Annotated in this window: 29 protein-coding genes, 1 tRNA gene and 1 pseudogene; 16 read left to right on the forward strand and 15 right to left on the reverse strand. The window is 68.0% G+C overall.

The features are described 5' to 3' along the window. Positions 1–95: 95 nt before the first annotated feature. Together DSD19_RS17660 and DSD19_RS17665 are read left to right on the forward strand one after the other, a co-directional pair. Positions 96–1439, forward strand: a complete 1344-nt coding sequence (locus DSD19_RS17660) for a peptidoglycan-binding protein (RefSeq protein ID WP_165828170.1) — start codon at positions 96–98, stop codon at positions 1437–1439. Positions 1440–1573: 134 nt separating this feature from the next. After that, positions 1574–1660 (forward strand) — tRNA-Leu (locus DSD19_RS17665). A gap of 293 nt (positions 1661–1953) precedes the next feature. Here DSD19_RS17665 and DSD19_RS17670 read toward each other — a convergent pair. The 12 genes from DSD19_RS17670 to DSD19_RS17715 all read right to left on the reverse strand — a co-directional run bounded on the left by DSD19_RS17670 (position 1954) and on the right by DSD19_RS17715 (position 7213). Further along, complete coding sequence (locus DSD19_RS17670) at positions 1954–2472, reverse strand: hypothetical protein (RefSeq protein ID WP_113670551.1); 519 nt, start codon at positions 2470–2472, stop codon at positions 1954–1956. After that, complete coding sequence (locus tag DSD19_RS17675) at positions 2465–2899, reverse strand: hypothetical protein (RefSeq protein WP_113670552.1); 435 nt, start codon at positions 2897–2899, stop codon at positions 2465–2467. The genes DSD19_RS17670 and DSD19_RS17675 overlap by 8 nt, the downstream gene beginning before the upstream one ends. Further along, a complete protein-coding gene (locus tag DSD19_RS17680; RefSeq protein WP_113670553.1) occupies positions 2899–3612 on the reverse strand; it encodes a hypothetical protein in 714 nt (237 codons plus the stop codon). The genes DSD19_RS17675 and DSD19_RS17680 overlap by 1 nt, the downstream gene beginning before the upstream one ends. Next, on the reverse strand, positions 3609–4439 hold the full coding sequence (locus DSD19_RS17685; RefSeq protein ID WP_113670554.1) for a DNA adenine methylase: 831 nt from the start codon (positions 4437–4439) through the stop codon (positions 3609–3611). The genes DSD19_RS17680 and DSD19_RS17685 overlap by 4 nt, the downstream gene beginning before the upstream one ends. A gap of 4 nt (positions 4440–4443) precedes the next feature. Then, positions 4444–4737, reverse strand: a complete 294-nt coding sequence (locus DSD19_RS17690; protein WP_075785596.1) for a hypothetical protein — start codon at positions 4735–4737, stop codon at positions 4444–4446. A gap of 20 nt (positions 4738–4757) precedes the next feature. Next, positions 4758–5021 (reverse strand): hypothetical protein, encoded by a 264-nt coding sequence (locus DSD19_RS17695; protein ID WP_113670555.1) that lies wholly within the window; start codon positions 5019–5021, stop codon positions 4758–4760. Beyond that, a complete protein-coding gene (locus tag DSD19_RS21895; RefSeq protein ID WP_165828171.1) occupies positions 5021–5164 on the reverse strand; it encodes a hypothetical protein in 144 nt (47 codons plus the stop codon). The genes DSD19_RS17695 and DSD19_RS21895 overlap by 1 nt, the downstream gene beginning before the upstream one ends. Positions 5165–5241: 77 nt before the next feature. Continuing rightward, positions 5242–5532 carry a hypothetical protein gene (locus DSD19_RS17700; protein WP_113670556.1) on the reverse strand — a complete coding sequence of 97 codons (291 nt, stop codon included), beginning with the start codon at positions 5530–5532 and terminating at the stop codon, positions 5242–5244. A gap of 209 nt (positions 5533–5741) precedes the next feature. Then, on the reverse strand, positions 5742–5894 hold the full coding sequence (locus DSD19_RS21900; protein ID WP_165828172.1) for a hypothetical protein: 153 nt from the start codon (positions 5892–5894) through the stop codon (positions 5742–5744). Between the two features lie 32 nt (positions 5895–5926). After that, a complete protein-coding gene (locus tag DSD19_RS17705) occupies positions 5927–6220 on the reverse strand; it encodes a hypothetical protein (RefSeq protein WP_133260464.1) in 294 nt (97 codons plus the stop codon). Continuing rightward, positions 6213–6512 (reverse strand): hypothetical protein, encoded by a 300-nt coding sequence (locus tag DSD19_RS17710; RefSeq protein WP_113670558.1) that lies wholly within the window; start codon positions 6510–6512, stop codon positions 6213–6215. Before DSD19_RS17710 ends, DSD19_RS17705 begins: the two co-directional genes overlap by 8 nt. Further along, complete coding sequence (locus DSD19_RS17715) at positions 6509–7213, reverse strand: S24 family peptidase (RefSeq protein ID WP_243628100.1); 705 nt, start codon at positions 7211–7213, stop codon at positions 6509–6511. The genes DSD19_RS17710 and DSD19_RS17715 overlap by 4 nt, the downstream gene beginning before the upstream one ends. Before the next feature lie 29 nt (positions 7214–7242). Between DSD19_RS17715 and DSD19_RS17720 the strand changes: the two genes are divergently transcribed. The 8 genes from DSD19_RS17720 to DSD19_RS17750 all read left to right on the forward strand — a co-directional run bounded on the left by DSD19_RS17720 (position 7243) and on the right by DSD19_RS17750 (position 11039). Beyond that, complete coding sequence (locus tag DSD19_RS17720; protein WP_113670578.1) at positions 7243–7452, forward strand: hypothetical protein; 210 nt, start codon at positions 7243–7245, stop codon at positions 7450–7452. Between the two features lie 148 nt (positions 7453–7600). After that, complete coding sequence (locus DSD19_RS17725; protein ID WP_113670559.1) at positions 7601–7882, forward strand: hypothetical protein; 282 nt, start codon at positions 7601–7603, stop codon at positions 7880–7882. Beyond that, the gene (locus tag DSD19_RS21905) at positions 7879–8019 is read left to right on the forward strand and encodes a hypothetical protein (protein ID WP_165828173.1); all 141 of its coding nucleotides are present in this window, start codon (positions 7879–7881) and stop codon (positions 8017–8019) included. Before DSD19_RS17725 ends, DSD19_RS21905 begins: the two co-directional genes overlap by 4 nt. Positions 8020–8108: 89 nt before the next feature. Beyond that, positions 8109–8381, forward strand: a complete 273-nt coding sequence (locus tag DSD19_RS17730; RefSeq protein ID WP_113670579.1) for a DUF2312 domain-containing protein — start codon at positions 8109–8111, stop codon at positions 8379–8381. Beyond that, positions 8381–8863, forward strand: coding sequence for a hypothetical protein (locus DSD19_RS17735; RefSeq protein WP_113670560.1), 483 nt, complete (start codon positions 8381–8383; stop codon positions 8861–8863). Before DSD19_RS17730 ends, DSD19_RS17735 begins: the two co-directional genes overlap by 1 nt. Further along, positions 8860–9495, forward strand: a complete 636-nt coding sequence (locus tag DSD19_RS17740; protein ID WP_243628102.1) for a hypothetical protein — start codon at positions 8860–8862, stop codon at positions 9493–9495. Before DSD19_RS17735 ends, DSD19_RS17740 begins: the two co-directional genes overlap by 4 nt. A 294-nt stretch (positions 9496–9789) precedes the next feature. Continuing rightward, positions 9790–10362 (forward strand): hypothetical protein, encoded by a 573-nt coding sequence (locus tag DSD19_RS17745; RefSeq protein ID WP_113670561.1) that lies wholly within the window; start codon positions 9790–9792, stop codon positions 10360–10362. Continuing rightward, complete coding sequence (locus tag DSD19_RS17750) at positions 10359–11039, forward strand: hypothetical protein (RefSeq protein ID WP_113670562.1); 681 nt, start codon at positions 10359–10361, stop codon at positions 11037–11039. The genes DSD19_RS17745 and DSD19_RS17750 overlap by 4 nt, the downstream gene beginning before the upstream one ends. A gap of 15 nt (positions 11040–11054) precedes the next feature. Here DSD19_RS17750 and DSD19_RS17755 read toward each other — a convergent pair whose 3' ends face one another. From DSD19_RS17755 to DSD19_RS17765, 3 genes are all read right to left on the reverse strand, one after another. Next, positions 11055–11540, reverse strand: coding sequence for a hypothetical protein (locus DSD19_RS17755; RefSeq protein ID WP_113670563.1), 486 nt, complete (start codon positions 11538–11540; stop codon positions 11055–11057). A gap of 112 nt (positions 11541–11652) precedes the next feature. Beyond that, positions 11653–12138 (reverse strand): hypothetical protein, encoded by a 486-nt coding sequence (locus tag DSD19_RS17760; RefSeq protein ID WP_133260465.1) that lies wholly within the window; start codon positions 12136–12138, stop codon positions 11653–11655. A 112-nt stretch (positions 12139–12250) separates the two neighbouring features. Beyond that, positions 12251–12736, reverse strand: coding sequence for a hypothetical protein (locus DSD19_RS17765; RefSeq protein WP_113670565.1), 486 nt, complete (start codon positions 12734–12736; stop codon positions 12251–12253). Between the two features lie 333 nt (positions 12737–13069). Here DSD19_RS17765 and DSD19_RS17770 point away from each other — a divergent pair, with 333 nt between their 5' ends. From DSD19_RS17770 to DSD19_RS17795, 6 genes and pseudogenes are all read left to right on the forward strand, one after another. Beyond that, a complete protein-coding gene (locus DSD19_RS17770; RefSeq protein ID WP_113670566.1) occupies positions 13070–13453 on the forward strand; it encodes an HNH endonuclease signature motif containing protein in 384 nt (127 codons plus the stop codon). A 119-nt stretch (positions 13454–13572) separates the two neighbouring features. Beyond that, positions 13573–14010, forward strand: a complete 438-nt coding sequence (locus DSD19_RS17775; protein WP_113670567.1) for a P27 family phage terminase small subunit — start codon at positions 13573–13575, stop codon at positions 14008–14010. Beyond that, on the forward strand, positions 13997–15658 hold the full coding sequence (locus tag DSD19_RS17780) for a terminase large subunit (protein WP_113670568.1): 1662 nt from the start codon (positions 13997–13999) through the stop codon (positions 15656–15658). The genes DSD19_RS17775 and DSD19_RS17780 overlap by 14 nt, the downstream gene beginning before the upstream one ends. Next, positions 15655–16947, forward strand: coding sequence for a phage portal protein (locus tag DSD19_RS17785; RefSeq protein WP_113670569.1), 1293 nt, complete (start codon positions 15655–15657; stop codon positions 16945–16947). The genes DSD19_RS17780 and DSD19_RS17785 overlap by 4 nt, the downstream gene beginning before the upstream one ends. After that, a complete protein-coding gene (locus DSD19_RS17790; protein WP_113670570.1) occupies positions 16947–17864 on the forward strand; it encodes a S49 family peptidase in 918 nt (305 codons plus the stop codon). The genes DSD19_RS17785 and DSD19_RS17790 overlap by 1 nt, the downstream gene beginning before the upstream one ends. 80 nt (positions 17865–17944) lie before the next feature. Continuing rightward, a pseudogene (locus DSD19_RS17795) lies at positions 17945–18141 on the forward strand (phage major capsid protein); the annotation flags it as partial.

The raw sequence follows: 18141 nt of genomic DNA on the forward strand, positions 1-18141 counted from the left end.
ACAGGTATCGCGGTGCGCCCGGACAGTGGAGGGCATTCTGGTGCCTTCCGGGTGGGGCGGGTGCCTTCACGGCATTGCAGGAGAGACATGTCGGCATGAAGACGAAAGTTGCAATGGCCTGCCTCGCGGCCAGCCTCGCCCTCACCCCCGCCACCCGGGCCGCCGCCGATGGCGGCGATGTCGTCGGCGGACTGATCGCCGGGATCATCGGCGGCGCCATCCTCAACGAGGCCAGCAAGGGGCGGCAGCACCGTACCGGCCAGCACCGGACCTATGCCGACCCGGCCACGGTGGCGCAGAATCGCGAGGTCCAGACCTCGCTGAACTATTTCGGCTTCCCGGTCGGCGCCGTCGACGGCGTTCTGGGCAGCCGGTCGCGCACGGCCATTTCCGAGTATCAGGCGACCATGGGGTACCCGGTCACGGGACGGCTCCAGCCCTATGAGCGCGATTTCCTGACCGGTTCCTATCGCCGCGCCATCGCGGGCGGCCCGGCCACCGCGCAGATGATCGCCGGCGACCCGATGGGGCCGCGCGGTCTGCTGCGCACCTATCAGAAGCAGGCCGCCGGCATTGCGCCGCCGCCTGCGGTGCAGCCGGTGCCGAACACCACCGTCGTCATCGCGCCCGCCGCGCCTGCGCCAGCCCCGGTCCCCGCGACGATCCCGGTGATGAATGCCGCGCGCGCTCCGGGCCCGGGCGGCACGGCGCTGCCCAATTTCCTCGGGACGGGCACCGGCAAGTCGCTGGCCTCGCATTGCAACAAGGTCAGCCTGCTGACCAGCACCAATGGCGGTTTCGTCACCTCGGCGGCGATGACCGACCCCTCGGTCGCGCTGAACGAACAGTTCTGCCTCGCGCGCACCTATGCCATCGCCTCGGGCGAGGACATGGCGGGCCGGGTCTCGACCCTGTCGCAGGATCAGATCGCCGCGCAATGCGACCGCCTCGGGCCGGTGCTCAAGCCCTATGTGTCGGCGCTGTCCTTCCGGCCGCGTGCCGAGGTGATGTCCGATCTCGGCGGCTTCGTGCAGGGCTCGGGCATGTCGCCCGAACAGCTCGCGGGCACCGCGCGGATCTGCCTGTCGGTCGGCTATCGCACCGACAACATGGATGTGGCGCTGGGCTCGGCGCTGCTGTTGAACGTGCTGGGCGAGGCCGTTTATGGCGAACTGCTGGGCCACCATCTGAGCCAGGGATTCGGCACCGCGACCCGGGCCGATCTGGCGCTGGACTGGTACGATGCGGGGCTCGATGCCGTGGCGCGGGGCGCCGCGCCGGTCTTTGCCCCCGGCCAGCCCGAGCGGTCGGAACTGATCCGCCAGGCCGCCTACCGGATCGGCGGGCGCAGCGACGGGACCGCGTTTGCGGCGCCCGCGCCCGTTGTCTCGGGGCAGGTGGCCATGCCTGCGCTGCCGGCGTTTTCGGTCGCGGACTAGGTGTCCGCGAGGCCGGGTGTCGCACGTCTGCGGGACCCGGCCGTTGCGCCGCACCCGATGGGGCGAAAAAGGCAAGAATCCCCCTTCACATCCCCGAACCGACTCGCTATGAACCCCGGCACTACCAGACACGTGCGGTCGTGGCGGAATTGGTAGACGCGCAGCGTTGAGGTCGCTGTGGGGTAACTCCCGTGGAAGTTCGAGTCTTCTCGACCGCACCATAGTCCAAGCAAAATCAAAGGCTTGGCGCTATTTTTCCGGTTAGTCCCCCATCTTGTCCCCCAAGGGCGCTGCGGAAATCAGGGCGACCTGAGCATAACGACTTCATGCGTCGCCCCTTTCGAGCCAGGCTTGGACATCCTCGAATCTCGCGAGCCTCACGTTCCCGCGTTTGATGGTGCGCCACTCGTCTCCCGCACGGTTCATCCATCGGTGAAACGTCGATGTGCTGACCCCGAGCAAAGCAGGGGCATCCTTCGGACGAATGTAGATCGGTGCGGCTTGCGACGGATTCTCAAACATCGGTCTTTCCTTCCTTCATGACAGAATAAACCAGCTCGGCGACGGCCTCGCGGAACGTTTCGGCCGCGGGCTCTTCCACCGAATTGAGCATGGCGCCTGGTGCGGAGCAGCTGCGGCCGCAGGCGCTCTTGTCGTTCACCGGCGCGCCGCAGTCTTGTGAGAGCGGCGTCTCGCCCTGGGACCGCCCGGCGTCCATATCCCCAAGCAGAAGCCGCTCGGCGCGCCTCGGATCCCCGGCCAGGCGAAGGCGCGAGATGAGATCGCATGCGGCCATCACACCGGCGCGGAAGCGGAGATCCTCGCCGAGCCTGGCCTCGATCCGTTGGAGGCCCCAGCGGAGGGCGCGCTGCATGTCAGGGCACCAGCTGCCGCCCAGAAGCGTGCTGCGAACCAGATCGCGGCCGAAGAGCCGGATCACGGTCGCACCGTCCCTGCTGATTGTCAGGCGGGCTTCGGTCGGGACGGTTTCGGCCTCGAACCGGCCGAAGCTGGCGCGGAGCGTGTCAGCCATTGCCCCGGTCCCCGTGGTGGCGGGCGGCATCAATCGCCGCATCGAGATCTTCCAGGTTCAGCACGAGGTTTTCGGGCGTCCTGCCCGCGAAGATGCCCTCGGACTGGATCGTGTCGAGATCCCGGGCGCGCAGCCACCGATACCGTCCTGCGTCCTCCCGCAGCCGCTCGAGCTCGGTGCGGAGCCGGTCGCGTTCGGCCTCTGCGGCGTTGGCCCGGGCGCGCGAGGCGATCAGCATTTCGCGGTGGTAGCGATCCGCGCTGTCGACGATGTCGCCGTCGACATAGCGGTGGAACGCGCAATCGCGCTCGCTGTCGCCTTCGAAGCGCGGGACGGTGGCGTGTTCCGAAAAGACATGTCTGCCCTCTGCATCGTCCGGGTCGGGTTGGGCGGCCCAGATCTCGCGGGGCCATTTGGTCTCTTCCATCACGCGGCCTCCCGTCTTGCGTCGCCGCCCCATTGGGCGGCCGCGGCGGCGGCGAGGCCCTCGAAGGTGCGGGATCTGATCTTCCAGCGGTCGGGGCCGGGCGGCGCCCGGTGGACCGCGCTCCAGCGCTTGTGCGCCTCGGTGCCGGGCGCGGGCGGGGTCAGGCGGTCGGTGGCGCTCAGCGGCGCGAGACCGCGCAAATAGAGCCCGGTCGCCTTGAAGAAGGGCTCGCCGAACCACCAGGGCTGCACGATCTGGGGTTTGGGCAGATCGCCGGGCAGGCGGGCGCGGCCATGGGGGTGCATCACCGGGTTCTCGACCGCGACGCGCGGGATCGGCGCCCGCCAGCAGGCCGAGAAGAGCGCGGCACCTTCGTCGAGCAGCCGCCACATGATCGCGCGGCGGGCCTCTTCGGGCAGGTCGGGCCAGGCGGCCTTTTCGGCCGGGTGCGCCTCGGCTGGGGCGTTGGTCGGCGGCACATGCAGCCAGCGGACGCCCGAGTTGCAGAGCCGGGTGCAGGGCGGGTGCATCACCGCCAGCAGATCCCAGCCCAGATCCAGCACGTCGCGGATATCGCAGATCATGTGCCGGTTGGTGGCGTCCTCTGCGGGCAGCAGGTCGCAGGACCAGACATCGTGCCCGCGCGCGGCGAAGGCCCGGCGCATCACGCCTGAGGTCTCGCAGCCGATCAGGATCCGGAGGGGCGTCTTCATGCCCGCCCCCCGAAGAGCGGCAGGGCCGGGTCGCGGTTCATCCACAGCACCTCGGTCCGCGGGCGCGCGCCATCGGCGAAGGTCGACCGCTCGATCCGGTGCCAGCCCGCCAGCGCGCGGTCGTAGAGGGGCGCGGCATAGCCCGACAGCACCACCGCGCCTTGCAGCGATCCCAGAACGGCCAGCAGATCGGCATGGTCGGTCTCGGTCATTTCGTGGGTGTAATCGGCGCCAGCATCGCGGGTTTCGGGCAGATAGGGCGGATCGAGATAGAAGAGCGTCGACGGCCCGTCCTGCGCCGCGATCAGGTCGAGCGCCGGCCGGCATTCGATGACGACGCCGCGCAGCCGCTCGGCCACCTCGCGCAGCACCGGCGGGAACCGGCGCCAGTTTTCGGGCGGGGTGGTCCCGGCGCGGATGCCGCGACCGCGAAAGCCCGTCTTCTGGTGTCCGCCGCGGCCGCAGGCCCCAGCGTTGGAAAAGCCCATGTGCGAGCGCAGGAGCAGGCGAAGGCTGAGGTCAATCTCGTCCTTCGGTATCATGCCCGGGTCCTGGGCGGCATCGAACTCGGCCCGGGCGAAGGGCATCAACTCGACCCGGCGGATCAACTCGTCAGGGTGATCGCGCAGGATGCGGAAAAGGGCGACCACGGCGCCGTCGAGGTCGTTATAGACATCGAGCGCGGCGCGCGGCTTGCGCAGCAGCACCGAGGCGCCGCCTCCGAAGGGCTCGACATAGCAGTCATGCGGGGGAAACTGGGCGACGATCCAGGGCGCGAGGCGCCATTTGCCGCCGTGCCAGCGCAGCAGGGGGCGGGAGACGGTCACGCGTTCAGATCCACGTCAGGCGCGCCCGCGACGCGGTGTCCGACGGGCTCGGGGCGGCCGAGATCATCTGAACGTCGCTCAGATTGACCACCAGCCCGGGAAGGAAGAACCATCCCTCCAGATCGCGGTCGTCGTCCCGGTCCTGCAGGGCACGCAGGGCGCCAAGGGCTCTCGACTCCGTCAGGCTGAAATCGACGGTCTCGCGCCCCCTCAGGGAAATGCTCAAGGTCCATTTCGGCTCGGTGTCGGGCGCGGTGGTGTCGGTTTCGGGCGCGTCAACGCGGGTTTGAGCAGTCATCGACGGTCTCCTTTTCAAGGTCAGGCGAAGGGGCAGCGGCGGGCGGCCGCGTCCATCCAGGTGCGGGCGGCGTCGGCCTCGTCGCGACCGAGGGCCGCAAGGCCGAAAAGCTGGATCTCGTATCCAGCCCGCGCGGGATCGTCGGTCGCGGGCTGGGCGATGCCCTGGCGGCGGAGCGCGCCGCGGATCGCGGCGAGTTGCACCTCGGGGGCGGCGCTCTGCCATTCGGCGACGAAATCGGCCAGCGCGTCGGGCGGCGGGGCGGCGGCGAGGGTCGTGTCCATCAGAGGCTTCCGTGGGCGATTCCGGCCAGCGTGATGCCGCCCCAGGCCGAGCCGACGAAGAGCGCGCCGATCAGGGCGCCCAGCAGCGCATCGCGCCAGGTCCCGAAGCCGTAATTTGCGGGAAGGTCGGGGATTCTGGGCATGCGGGGCATGGGGTCCTCCGGAGAGCGAACGGGGTCTGGGCATGGGATGAGGGCCGACGCGCGGCCCGCACCGATGCTCAGAGACCGGCGTTCTCGCTGTCGTCGCCCTCGGCCTCGCCCGGATCGCCGGGCTCGGGATCGGCGGCCTCGACCTCCTTCGGGTCGGTGCCGGTGGGAGCGCGGTAATAGATGCAGCCCGGGGCGTGGGTGCGTTCGAAGGCGTTGGTGCCCGCGATGGCGGCAAAGCAGCCCGCGCCGTCGACCGAGGGCTGGCGGATCGCCGACAGGTCCTCGGTGGCGTTGACAGCGGCAAACAGCGGCGCGCCCAGCAGGGCCAGCGCGGCGGTGGCGGTCAGGATCGGTTTCATGGGTGTCCCCTTTCTGTTGTCGGTAAGGGGATGATGGTGGGAATTTATGCCCACGTCAAGAAGAATGTGGGCAAAAATTCCCACGCCACGCTAGCGCCGCCCCTAAGGCCGCGCTATTCTGCCCCCATCAGCGCCGGGCTGAGTGCACGAAAAACCCCGCGCGAGGCGGGGTCAGGACGGGGTCATCTGTTTTTTGGCGGAAGGGGCGGTCAGCTTGCGCCTATGGAAGAGACCCATGACGCGATCTCCGACCGCATGATCACGGCGATGATGCCGAGGACATAGACGGTCAGCCATTTGTAGTCGATCTTGCTGTCGAGCTTGGCCTCGATGCGAGCAAGCGCGGCCTTCACGTCAGTCATATCGCTTTGGAGCCTGTCCACCTGGGCCTGCCTCAAGGTAGCGGCGGGAACAGGCGAGACGCCGCGAGGAGCGCGCTGCCGATCCCCGCCATCAAGACGGCAAGGCCGGGATAGCCTGGGAGCATGGAGATCTTGCCCTTCATCTCGGCAACATCGTCCCGAAGGGCGCGCACGTCGCCGCGCATCTCCTTCACTTCATCCTCTAGGTGCTTGACGCGTTGTTCGAGCATTTCAGTTCCACCTCCGTCGCCACCATATGGGGCAACGGCACTGTCTTTCAATGCCTGAGCATTTTCGCCGAAAAGCGGCAAGACGTTGCTACTCACTGACGAACCCAATCTTTGACTGAATTTCTTGCACCGCGTCCAGATGTGCGTCGATCTCCTTCATCATCTCTGCGCGGCGTTCTGGGTCGGTCGTGCTCTTCATGGCTAGCGCCAACATCAGCATGTTGGTGCTTCTACCAAGGGCATAGTTCAACCGTTTGATGTCCCTAGTCAGTATCTGATGTCTGTAATCATAAGCAGTGCCTAGGGCCTTGACCACCTCAAGGACTGCCTTCGTCTGCTCATTCAATTCTGGAAATAGAGATTCGTAGTCAGGCTCGCCTTCACTCATCCGTCCACCTTCCTCGCCAGTTCCGCAGGCCAGTGCAGCTTGATCTGGGCCGCCCACTTGAGCCGGACCCCGTACATCGGCGGGGTCTGGTCGTTGAAGCTGTGCAGGTCGAAAAGCCCGGGCTCACGCCCTTCGCGGATCAGCTTCACCCAGCCCAAGCCTTCCTCGCATTCGCACACGCAGCGCTTGCCGACGACATCGCTTGGCACGCTCTCGGCTGACCAGCGGGTGTAGAACAGAAGGTCGCCCGCCGAGTAGACCGGCTCCATGCTGTCGCCCTCGATCTCGACGGCGACAACGCCATGTGGAGAGAGGCCTGGAGGGCACTCGACCTGCGGGCCGTCGCCCTTCTCGTAGGCGTCGAAGACCGGCACGCGGGCGCCAGCGCCGACCTTGCCAGCGATGGCTACAGTCCGGCCGCCCGACGCAGTGGCCGTACCGTTGACAATTTCCTCAATGCTCAAACCGAGCGCGTCGGCAATCTTCAATGATGTCGCTCGCCTCGGGGACTGGATTGCGCCCTCGAACATTCTGCGAATAGTTGACTTATCCAAGCCAGCCTTGGCGCTCACTGTCGCCGGGCGCAGCTCAGGATCGGCCTCAAAGACCGCGCGCAAGCCCGCAATGAATGGGTCCTCTGTCATGGGGATATATTCCCACGGCCGGGCGGCGCGCGCGATGGGCAAAAATTCCCTTGCCATCATGGGAATAAATACCCATCATGGCGTGCATGGAAGAGTTCCTCGCAGAAATCGAAGCCTACGCGGCGGCGTGCTCGAAAACCCCACAGAAGGTCCTGCGCGATGCAATCGGGGCCGGGTGGGGCCAGTGGGGGTCGTGGAAGTCCCGCGAGAGCAGCCCGACGATGCTTACCGCAGACAAGCTGCGCGACTACATGCGCGACCACCCTGCGCCCACGCCCGCCGGGGACGCCGCCTGATGCCGCGCGTCCCGTCCCTCGTGGGCCCCACGCTGCCCGGCTCCGTTCTCTCATTTTCCGCTCCGGAGGACGCCGCATGCTGACGGCGTCCTCTCCATCGATTTCGACCCCGAGTCATTTTGCACGAAGCCACCATAGGGATGTCGCTATGCAAAAGTCCTTCCAGAATTTGCGCGACCCGCAGGAGCGGGAGCGGAAGTGGTTCGCCTCGCTTCTGTGGCGGTCGTTCCCCGAGGCAACCAGCGAGGCCGAACTGGCCGATCTGGTGGCCGAGGCGCTGACCACGGCGCAGCGGTCGGTGAACCCGCGCACGGTGCGGAACTGGCTGCGATCCGAGAACGCGCCGGGGCTGCATTACGTCCTGGCGGTGCTGGCGCTCGCGGGCGCCGAGACCGTCTTCGAACTCTTCGACCCGGAGCAAACGGCATGACACTGGCAATTCGGATCTACTGGCGCGTCGCCGGACGCTTCAACCAGGTGCGCGCGGGCAGAGCCCGCGCCGCGGCCCGGGTCTTCGAGGCGCGGGCGGAAAAGTTTTTGGCGCGGTTCAAGGGGGGCCGGGCGTGACCGGCCCGACCGTCTCGCTCACCGGCCCGACCGGGGCGACGACCGGCCCGATCCCGCTCGACAGCTTTACCGCCGGGCTGCGGCCCCCGATGAAGGAGACCGCCGAGGATGAGGCGGTGCGCGACCGGACGTACCGCGTCGCGGCCGATGAACTGCGGGGCTTCATCGAACGGTTCGAGGCGCTGGCCGAAGAGAAGGCCCAGATCGGCGATCAGCAGAAAGAGGTGATGGCCGCCGCCAAGGCGCGTGGCTACGACACCAAGGCCCTGCGCCGGATCATCGCGCTCCGCAAGCGCCACGCGGACGACATCGCCGAGGAAGAGGCGGTCTTGCAGCTTTATCGCGAGGCCCTGGGGATGTGATGGCCACGCGGATTTACACCGACCTCACGATCCGCGGCACGACCTATCCCGATGCGGCCAGCGCCGCCCGGGCTCTGGGGGTGACCCCCGAAGCGGTGCGCTCGGCCGCGCGCAAGGGTCGGCTCGACCGGGTCGGCGCGGGCCGCAAGGGGGTCGAGCCGATGCCGGTCAGGATCCGGGGCGAGCTTTTTGCCGATGCCCATGCCGCCGCCGCCCGCTTCGGCGTGACGCCGCAGGCGGTCTGGAAGGCGCTCTCCGATGGCGATCCCGACCGGATCGGACGGCCGCAGCGCCGCCCCGGCCGGGACCCGCATCCCGTCGAGATCGGGGGCCTGCGCTTTGCCTCGCAGCGCAAGGCCAGCCGGGCGCTGGGTTTCTCGGACGACTATCTCTCCCATGCCCTGACCCGGGGCGGCCGCGCCGCCCGGGAACGCATTCTGGCCGCGGCGATGGCGCTGGCGGCGAAAGGGGTAACGCCATGACACTTGCCGCCTCCCGTCTTCGCCCGGTCGATGCCGCCGATCTGCCCGACTATCCGCTCGGCCCCGAGGACGACCTGAACGGCCATTACTTCATGACCTGGTATCACCGCGAATGGCTCAACAGCGAGATGCGGCTGAAGGGCACCGAGGAATGCCGGGCGCTGTATTTCGACCTGATCTGCCTGTCGCAGGACCAGAAGCCGGTCGGCACGCTGCCCGACGATCCCGAGCAGCTGGCCAAGCTGCTGGCGGTCGACGTGGCGCGGCTGCGGCGGCTGAGCGAGATGGAATACGGGCCGCTTCACCATTGGCAGCCCTGCCGCTGCGGCGATCAGATCCGGCTGATGCACGGCCGGGTGACCGCCATGGTGCTGGAAGCGCTCTCGCGCAAGCATGACAACCGGGCGCGGAACGAGGCGGCGAACGCCGCCAAGCGGCGCCAGCGGCTGCGCTCGGCCGTGGCCGGGATCCACCCCGACCTGGCGCAGAACGACGCGGCCGTCCTCTGGATGGATGACTGGCTGGTCGAGCAGGGCTGCGGCTATCGCGGCTCGGCCTGGGTCGAGCGGGCGATCACGGCCTGGTCCAACCACATGTTCGACATGACCCGGGCCGCGCGCCCCCGCGAGTAATTCCCAGACTGTCCCGAGACTGTCCGCAACTGTCCCGAGGACAGTTCAGGGACAGTCTCGGACAGTTTCAGACTGTCCTGCACGACAGGGACAAAGACAGAGAAAAGGACAGAAACATGGACGGTTCGCGTCGGTCTGACAGGGCAGGGCCTGTGGATAACCCCGCAAGGGCAGAGAAAGGGGCAGGACTGTCCCGACTGTCCCGAACTGTCCGCAAGTGTCCCGCAAATGTCCGCCGGACAGTTGCAGGACAGTCCTGAAACGGTTGGCAAGGCAGAGAGAAAGGAGCCGAGGATGGACGCGAGGGAACAGGCCGAGGGCGAAAAGCGGGTGCGGGCGCTGCTGATCGAGCCGCTGCTGCGGCGCGGGCTGGTGAAGCCGGGCGCGATGACCAAGGCGCAGTTCGACGAGATGCTGGCGGATCTCGCCAAGCGGCTGGCCTACATGACCCCGCCGAACCTCGCCGCGCTGGAAGAGATGGCGGCGGCCCAGCCCGGCGGCAAGGACCGCGACCGCTTCCCCATCGCCAATGCGATCCTGAAGGCGGCGGCGCAGATCCAGCCGCCCGCCGACGATGCCTCGCCGCTGATCCGGGCGGTCTTTGCCCATGCGGTGGGGCGGCAGGCGCTGGCCGAGGGCTGGGCGCCGGAGCTGCTGGACGATCTGCGCCGGACCCGTCGCTGGCCGGGTGGCTATGCGCTGGGGCAGATCCGCCAGGCGGCGGGCGAGGCGCTGCGCCGCCACGCGCATCTGGCGGGGGCCGATCCGGCCTTCCTCGATCCGGCCGAGGCGGCGTGGCTGCGCGACCGCGAGGCCCAGCTGGCCCGCTGCCGCCGCATCGCCGATCTGGCGGGGGCGGCGGCATGACCGCCGCGATCCGCCCCCCGGCGCAGACTGCCTCCCGGACCCGGCGCGCGATGCCGGTGCGCGCGGCGCTGGAATGGGCCTTCGGCACCGAATGCGCGCGGCTCGACCATGACGAGATCGAGGCGGTCGGCGGCACCGGCTGGCGGTCCTATGGCATGGAATATGTCGCGCTCGAACGTGCCCAGCTGGGCACCCGGGTCGACACCAGCCGCGGCCGGTCGAGCCCGCATGACGATGCCGAGCTGATCGCGACGGTGGTCCGGAACACGCTGCCCTGGTACGCGGCAACGCTGGTCGCCGACCTCGCCCGCGCGGGCCGCACGCCCGACTGGATGCCCGACGCCCGCCCGCGGCTGAAGCCGGACGACTGGACGGTGAACCGCTGGGGCCGCCACGCGAAGACGGCGGATGCGGCGATGCTCGGGGTCGAGGGCTGGCAAGCGATCCCGCGTCGCAACCGCAAGGGTGTGATCGTCCACGACGCGGTACGCTTCACGCCCTGCCACTGGGATCCGACCCCCGCGCAGATCGCGGCCGCGCGCCGGGCCTATCTCGACTGGTGGGGCTATCTGCTGGAGGTGCAGGCGGCGCTGAAGGGCGCGGACCTGACACGGATCGAGATCACCCGGGACATGCCGCCGATGCGGCCGTGGAAAGGCGCGCCTCAGCGCCTTTAGGCTTCTTTCTTACTCCTAGAGAAGGTTCATAATATCAGCGGCCTGGCCGTGGTTCATCGACAGGCCTTCCTTGGCGGTGACGACCTTGAAGCCATGGCTTCTAAAAAACTGGCTCAGATCTTTGATCGACATGCTGTCCCAGTTTCTGGGCAGGAAGCCCGCGATTGAACTCTCGGCCGTAAACCCACCGGCCATGAACCCGACCATCTGGCCGCCTTTATAGACGGCAAGCTCGACAGGCTGCGCATCCTGTTTTGCACGTTGCTCCGCCCGCCAGGCCTTGCCCTCGGCGGAGTCCATCCACGCCGCCTCGGCCTTCGATCTCGCCAGGATGGCCGTGAACTCACCGGAGCCCTTGGTGAGCTCGATGCCCAGCTCTTCCGGGGTTACCGGTCGAGCGTTCGCGAGCTTGAGCCTGAAATCGGCCTGAGTGGCTGTCTGCTGTTCTGTTTGTTCCTTGCGAACCGTCATCACGCTGGTCGCCGTTACGGGGCCGATCATGGGAGTCTCCTCATTGACACGACAGGGTGGTCCAGTGATGGCGGCGGCCGGTTAATAGAAGATTGCGCCACGTGTCGCTGGGCTTCAGCGCTTTTTGTCCGCTTTCCGAAAGCTAGGAACGGTTCAAGATATTGGCGGCCTGGCCGTGGTTCATCGACAGGCCATCCTTTGCGGTGACGACCTTGAAACCATGGCTTTGAAACACCTTCTTCAGGTCTTCGGTGCGCATGCTGCCCCAATTGTCGGGCAGGATGGCTCCCATGGAACCCAGGCCTGAAAACCCGCCCGCCATGAACCCGACCATCTGGCCGCCTTTGTAGACGGCAAGCTCGACAGGCTGCGCATTCTGCTTTGCCAGTTGCTCCGCCTGCCAGGCCTTGCCCTCGGCGGAGTCCATCCACGCCGCCTCCGCCTCGGATTTCGCCATCATGGCCATGAATTCGGCTGGGGCTTTGTATGGCTTGAAACCGGCCTCTTCCCCAGTTCCCGGTCGAAAGTTCGCGAGCTCGGGCCTGAACTTGGGCTGAGTGGCCGCCTGCTGTTCTGTTTGTTCCTTGCGAACCGGCATCACGCTGGTCGCCGTTACGGGGCCGATCATGGGAGTCTCCTCATTGACACGACAGGGTGGTCCAGTGATGGCGGCGGCCGGTTAATAGAAGATTGCGCCACGTGTCGCTGGGCTTCAGCGCTTTTTGTCCGCTTTCCGAAAGCTAGGAACGGTTCAAGATATTGGCGGCCTGGCCGTGGTTCATCGACAAGCCATCCTTTGCGGTGACCACCTTGAAACCATGGCTTTGAAACACCTTCTTCAGGTCTTCGGTGCGCATGCTGTCCCAATTGTCGGGCAGGATGGCTCCCATGGAACCCAGGCCTGAAAACCCGCCCGCCATGAACCCGACCATCTGGCCGCCTTTGTAGACGGCAAGCTCGACAGGCTGGGCATTCTGCTTTGCCAGTTGCTCCGCCTGCCAGGCCTTGCCCTCGGCGGATTCCATCCACTCCAAACGTGCATTGGATTCCGCCAGGATGGCCGTGAACTCACCGGAGCCCTTGGTGAGCTCGATGCCCAGCTCTTCCGGGGTTACCGGTCGAGCGTTCGCGAGCTTGAGCCTGAAATCGGCCTGAGTGGCAGTCTGCTGTTCTGTTTGTTCCTTGCGAACCGGCATCACGCTGGTCGCCGTTACGGGGCCGATCATGAGAGTCTCCTCATTGACACGACAGGGTGGTCCAGTCATGACGGCGGCCGGTTAATGGAAGATTGCGCCATCCACTATTGTGCGGTGCGATTTCGTCGCAACGTTGCGTTCTTCAGTTCGATGGGATTGAAACCTGCAATGCGGGGCGAGATCGGCGTTGCGGTTTTCTTGTAATTCCCTCGGAAACGGCGCGGCTATTGCGACGTGAGACGCGGCCCCGGAAACATTTTTCTTGACGGGATTCCAGCCCGGTTGACATAGTGCCGTCACCCAAGCTGCGCCCGGAGCGGATCACCCCGCTGCGGGCGTTCTGCGTTCCGGGAGGCCTCCTCCATGACGATCCGCAAGCTCTGCGCGGCCTCGGGCTGCGACGACCTCGCTGTGCCTGGCGCGGCGCTCTGCGAAGAGCATGAGGCCGAGCGGATCGCGCGGAACGGCGCGCGGCGGGCGAAGATCAAGACGGCCGAAGAGATCCGCCGCCGCGCGAAGCTTTATGCGAGCCCCGCTTGGAAGACCGCGCGGGCGGCGTTTCTTGAGGTCCACCCGCTTTGTGCCGATTGCGCGGGGCTGGGGCTCGTGACCCCGGCCACCGAGGTCGATCACATCGCGCGGCATGAGGGCGACCGGGCGAAGTTCTGGGACCGCTCGAACTGGCAGGCGCTCTGCAAGAGCTGCCACAGCCGCAAGACCGCCCGCGAGGTTCTCGGGCGCAACTGACACCGGGGGGTGTCCAAAAATCCGGGGCCCCCCTCGGGAACCGCGCATGGGAGCTTTCCTGTTGCGCGGGCCGAATTGGCAAAAAAAGCCCACGAACATAAGCCCATAAGGGAGGTCCGATGCGCGGTCAGAAGCCGAAGCTCGACAATGTCGTGCCGATGAAGGCCGACCAGACGGCGCCCGTGCCCGAGGCGCCCGACTGGATGAGCGCCGAGGGGCGCGATGTCTGGGACCGGCTCGCGCCGGTGCTGGTGGCGAAGCGGCGGCTCGATCCGGCCTATGAGGATCCGTTCGCGATGTATTGCGAATCCGTGGCCGATGTCATCCGCTTCACCGGCGACATCGCGGCCTTCGGCAGCTGGTACGAGGTCGAGACCCGGAACGGGCGGCAGCAGAAGAAGCGCGCGGTCTGGGGCCAGCGCCAGGACGCCATTGCCACCATGAACCAGCTCGCGGCGCGGTTCGGCATGACGCCGGTCGACGAGGCGCGGATGAGCGCGGGCGGCCAGGGCGATCTCTTCGGCGAGATCCTGAGGACCCTCGATGGAACCGATTGATCACCCGGTGTCGCGCTATGCGCTCGACGTGATCGAGGGCCGCGAGGTGGCGGGCGCGCTGGTGCGGCTGGCCTGCGAACGCCATCTGATGGATCTGGAAACGGGCGCCGACCGCGGGCTCTGGTTCGACTGCAAGGCGGCCTCGCGCGTGCTGAACTTCGCCCGGCTGATCCAGCACACGACGGGTCCGGCGGCGGGCCGCCCGCTGGACCTGACGCCCTGGCAGGTCTTCCGGCATGGCTCCGTCTTCGGCTGGAAGCAGGCGGACGGGCTGCGCCGGTTCCGCACCACCTATCACCAGGTCGCGAAGAAGAACGGCAAGACGACCGACACGGCGGTGCCGATGCTCTACACCCAGCTCTTCGACGGCGAGGCGGCGCCGCAGGGCTTCTGCACCGCGACGACGCGCGATCAGGCGGGGCTCTTGTTCCGCGAGCTCCGGCGGATGATCAAGGCCGCGCCCGCGCTCTCGGCCTTCATGGACACGGGCAACAAGCACCTGATCTCGACCGCGATCACCAATGGCACGATCCGGACGCTGAGCCGCGACGGCAATTCGGCGGACGGCATCAACCCCAGCTTCGTCGCCCGCGACGAGGTGCACCGCTGGACCGACCGGGAACTGGCCGAGGTGGTGGTCAATTCGATGATCGCCCGCGCCCAGCCCATCGACTGGGCGATCACCACGGCGGGGGCCGACATGGCCTCGATCTGCGGCGAACTGAGGGAGTATTCCGCGACCGTCCTGCGCGGCGATGTCGAGGATGACAGCTTCTTTGCCTATGTCGCCGAGCCGCCTGCCGATTGCGACGTGGGCGATCCGGTGGCCTGGAAGATGGCCAATCCCAATCTGGGCGTGGCCTTCAGCGAGGATCGGTTCGCGGAACTTTACCGCGAGGCGACGGTGATCTCGGGCAAGATGCCGAACTTCCGGCGGCTGCACATGAACCTCTGGACGGAAGGCGCGCAGTCCTGGATCGAGCGCGAGATCTGGGACAAGGGCGCCGAGCCCTTCGCGCCCGAGGCGCTCTACGGCCGCCCCGCCTGGGTGGGGCTCGATCTGTCGAAGACGACCGACCTCACCTCGATCTGCGTCGCGATCCCGAAGGATGGGCAGGTGTTCCTGATCAGCTATTCCTTCCTGCCCTCGGGGCCGAAGGGCTTCATCGCGCGGGCGCAATCGGAAAAGCGGGAATACGTGGCCTGGCGCGATCAGGGCTGGCTGGAGGTGCATGGCGGCGGCGTGATCGACGAGGACCGGGTGATCGAGCGGCTGGAGTGGATCCGGGCGCGCTTCGATCTGCGCGAGCTGTCCTATGACCGCTGGGGGATGCGTTACGTGGCGAAGGAGCTGGTCAAGCGGCGGTTCCCGCTGGTCGAGCACGGCCAGGGCTATGCCTCGATGTCCTCGCCGATGAAGCGCTTCGAACGCGCGGTGGCGCAGGGGCGGATCCGGCATGGCGGCAATCCGGTGCTGGCCTGGGCGGTGGGCAATGTGCATCGCGACGAGGATGCGGCCGAGAACATCAAGCCCAACAAGGCGCGCTCGAAGGGGCGGATCGATCCGGCGGTGGCCGCGATCATGGCGCTCGGCCGCGCCGAGGCCGAGGCGGGCAAACGCAAGGCACGGGACGTGGCAACGGTATGATCGGACTTCCTTTCCTCACGCGCGGCCGGAAGGCCGATGCCCCCCGGCCCGAACCCCGGCGCGAGCCGCCGGTCACCGCCGCCATGGCTGCGGTCGAACCTTCGGGCACGCGCGATCCCGCGCCGTGGCTCAGTGATCTCTGGGCGGGCGGGCAATCCCGCGTGCGCTCGCTGCCGGTGGTGACGCCGCTGGCGGCCCAACGCCATGCCACGGTCTTTGCCTGCTGCAACGTGATCGCGGGAGATCTCGCCAAGGTGCCGCTCCGGCTCTACCAGCGGCTTGGCCCCAGCCGCGCCGAACCGGTGGTCGAGCATGCCGCCACGTACCTCCTGAACACGGAATCCGCGCCGGGCGTGGCCGCGAGGGTCGCGCGGTTCGCCCTCGTCTATGCCTTCGCGCTGCGCGGCCGGGCCTATGCCTATGCGCCGCGCGACGGGGCGGGCGAGCTGACGCTTCTCGATGTGATCCGCCCCGATCTCTGCGCCGAGCTCCGCGACGGCCGGGCGCGGTTCTATGCCTTCGAGGACGGGGCGGGCATCCAGCGCCGGGCGCCGTCGCGCGCCATGGTGCATCTGCGCTACATGGCCGAGGACGGCTGGACCGGCCGCAGCCCGCTTCAGGTCGCGGCCGAGTCCGTGGGCCTGGCGCTGGCCGGTCAGGAAGCCGCGGCGCGCGCCGCCTCGGGGGTGCAGATGCGCGCGGTCCTGAAGATGGAGGATGTCTACGAGGACGACGAGGCCTGGCACCGCAATGCCCGCCGGGTCCGCAATGCCCTGATCGACCCCGAGGCCAACGGCATCCCGATCATCGGGGCGACCGACGACATCAAGTCGCTCGATCTCTCGGCCGCCGATCAGCAGCTTCTGGAAAGCCGCAAGTTCGACCGCGAACAGATCGCCGCGATCTACCGGGTGCCGCCCTCGAAACTGCAGATGCTGGAACACGGGGTGAAGGCGAACGGCCAGCAGCAGGCCATCGACTACAAGACCGACTGCCTGTTGCACTGGGGCGGCTTCGTCGAGGCGCAGCTGGCGCTCGGCGTGCTGACCGAGGCCGAGCGGCGGGCCGGGCTGTTCTTCCGGCACGATTACGACGCGCTGATGCAGGCGACGACGAAGGAGCGGTACGACGCGCTGAAGGCGGCGGTGGGCGGCCCGTTCCTGACCGCGAACGAGGCCCGCGCCGAGGATGGCCGCGCGCCCGTCGACGGCGGCGACCGGCTGAACCCGGCCGCGAACATGACCCGCAAAGAGGATGCCGGGACCGGAACGGAAGAGGACAAGGACTGATGGAAACGACGATTGCCAGCCTTCTGGGCGCCGCCCCCCTGGCGCTTGACCGCAGCTTCGGGGCCGGGCTTCTGGGCCTGCCGTTGCCCGCAACCCCCGCCGCCGGGCCTGCCCTGGCCGGACCCGTCGAGGTGGCGCGCGGCGAGCGGTTCGCGGTCGCGCGGGGCGTGGCGGTGATGCCGGTGCGGGGGGTGCTGACGCCGAATGCCGAGATCCTCGAACGCTTCCTCGGCTGGGCGACCTTCGCCGGGATCGAGGCGTCCTGCGGGGCGCTGGCCTCGGCCGAGGATGTGGCGGCAGTGGTGATCGAGTTCGACACGCCGGGCGGGCTGGTGCTGGGCGGTGTGGCGGCGGCGGGGGCCATCGCGGCGCTGGCGGCGGTCAAGCCCGTGCATGCCCTGGTCAATCCGCTGGCGGCCTCGATGGGTTATCACCTGGCCAGCCAGTGTTCGGATATTGCGATGACGCCCGGCAGCCTCGCGGGCTCCATCGGCGTCATGCGCCAGGCGGGCTGGCCGGTCGGGCCCGATGGCGCGGGCAACCGGTGGCAGATCTTCACCTCGACCCATGCCCGGGCCAAGCTGCCGAACCCCGAGACCGAAGGCGGCCGGGCCGAGATCCTGCGCGATCTCGATGCCCATGAGGCGGCCTTCCATGCCGATGTGGCCCGCGGCCGGGGCATCGCCCCCGAGGATCTGGCCGCGCGGCTGTCGGTGACCGACGATCCGGCCGATGGCGGGGCGACCTTCGGGCCGGAAGCGGCCATCGCCCGCGGCCTCGCCGACCGCGCCGAGACCCGCGCGGCCTTCTATGACCGGATCTTTGCCACCCATGCGCCCAGGCCCGCCGCCCGCCGCAATTCCGGGCGGGGCCACCTGGCGCAAGCCGCCGCCGCGCAGGCCCGCGCCACGCTCTGAACTTCCCGACCTCGGGAACTTGCCGCCCCGTCCGGATCGCTCCGGGCGGGGCTTTTGCTTTTGCCAACCAGGAGACCGACATGCCCAAACCCCGTGACCTGAACGACCTGCGCCGCGAGCGCCGCGCGGCGGCCGAGCGGATGCAGGACCGCGCCGATGCGCTGGCCGCCCTCGAAGGCGCGGACACGCCCGATACCGAGGCCATCGCCGCGGCCGAGACCGCCTTTGCCGAGGCGCAGACGGGCTTCGAGACGCTGAATGCCCAGGTCGGCCGGGC

It is taken from the genome of Rhodovulum sp. BSW8 (genome assembly GCF_003314725.1).
Classification (GTDB): Bacteria; Pseudomonadota; Alphaproteobacteria; order Rhodobacterales; family Rhodobacteraceae; genus Rhodovulum; species Rhodovulum visakhapatnamense.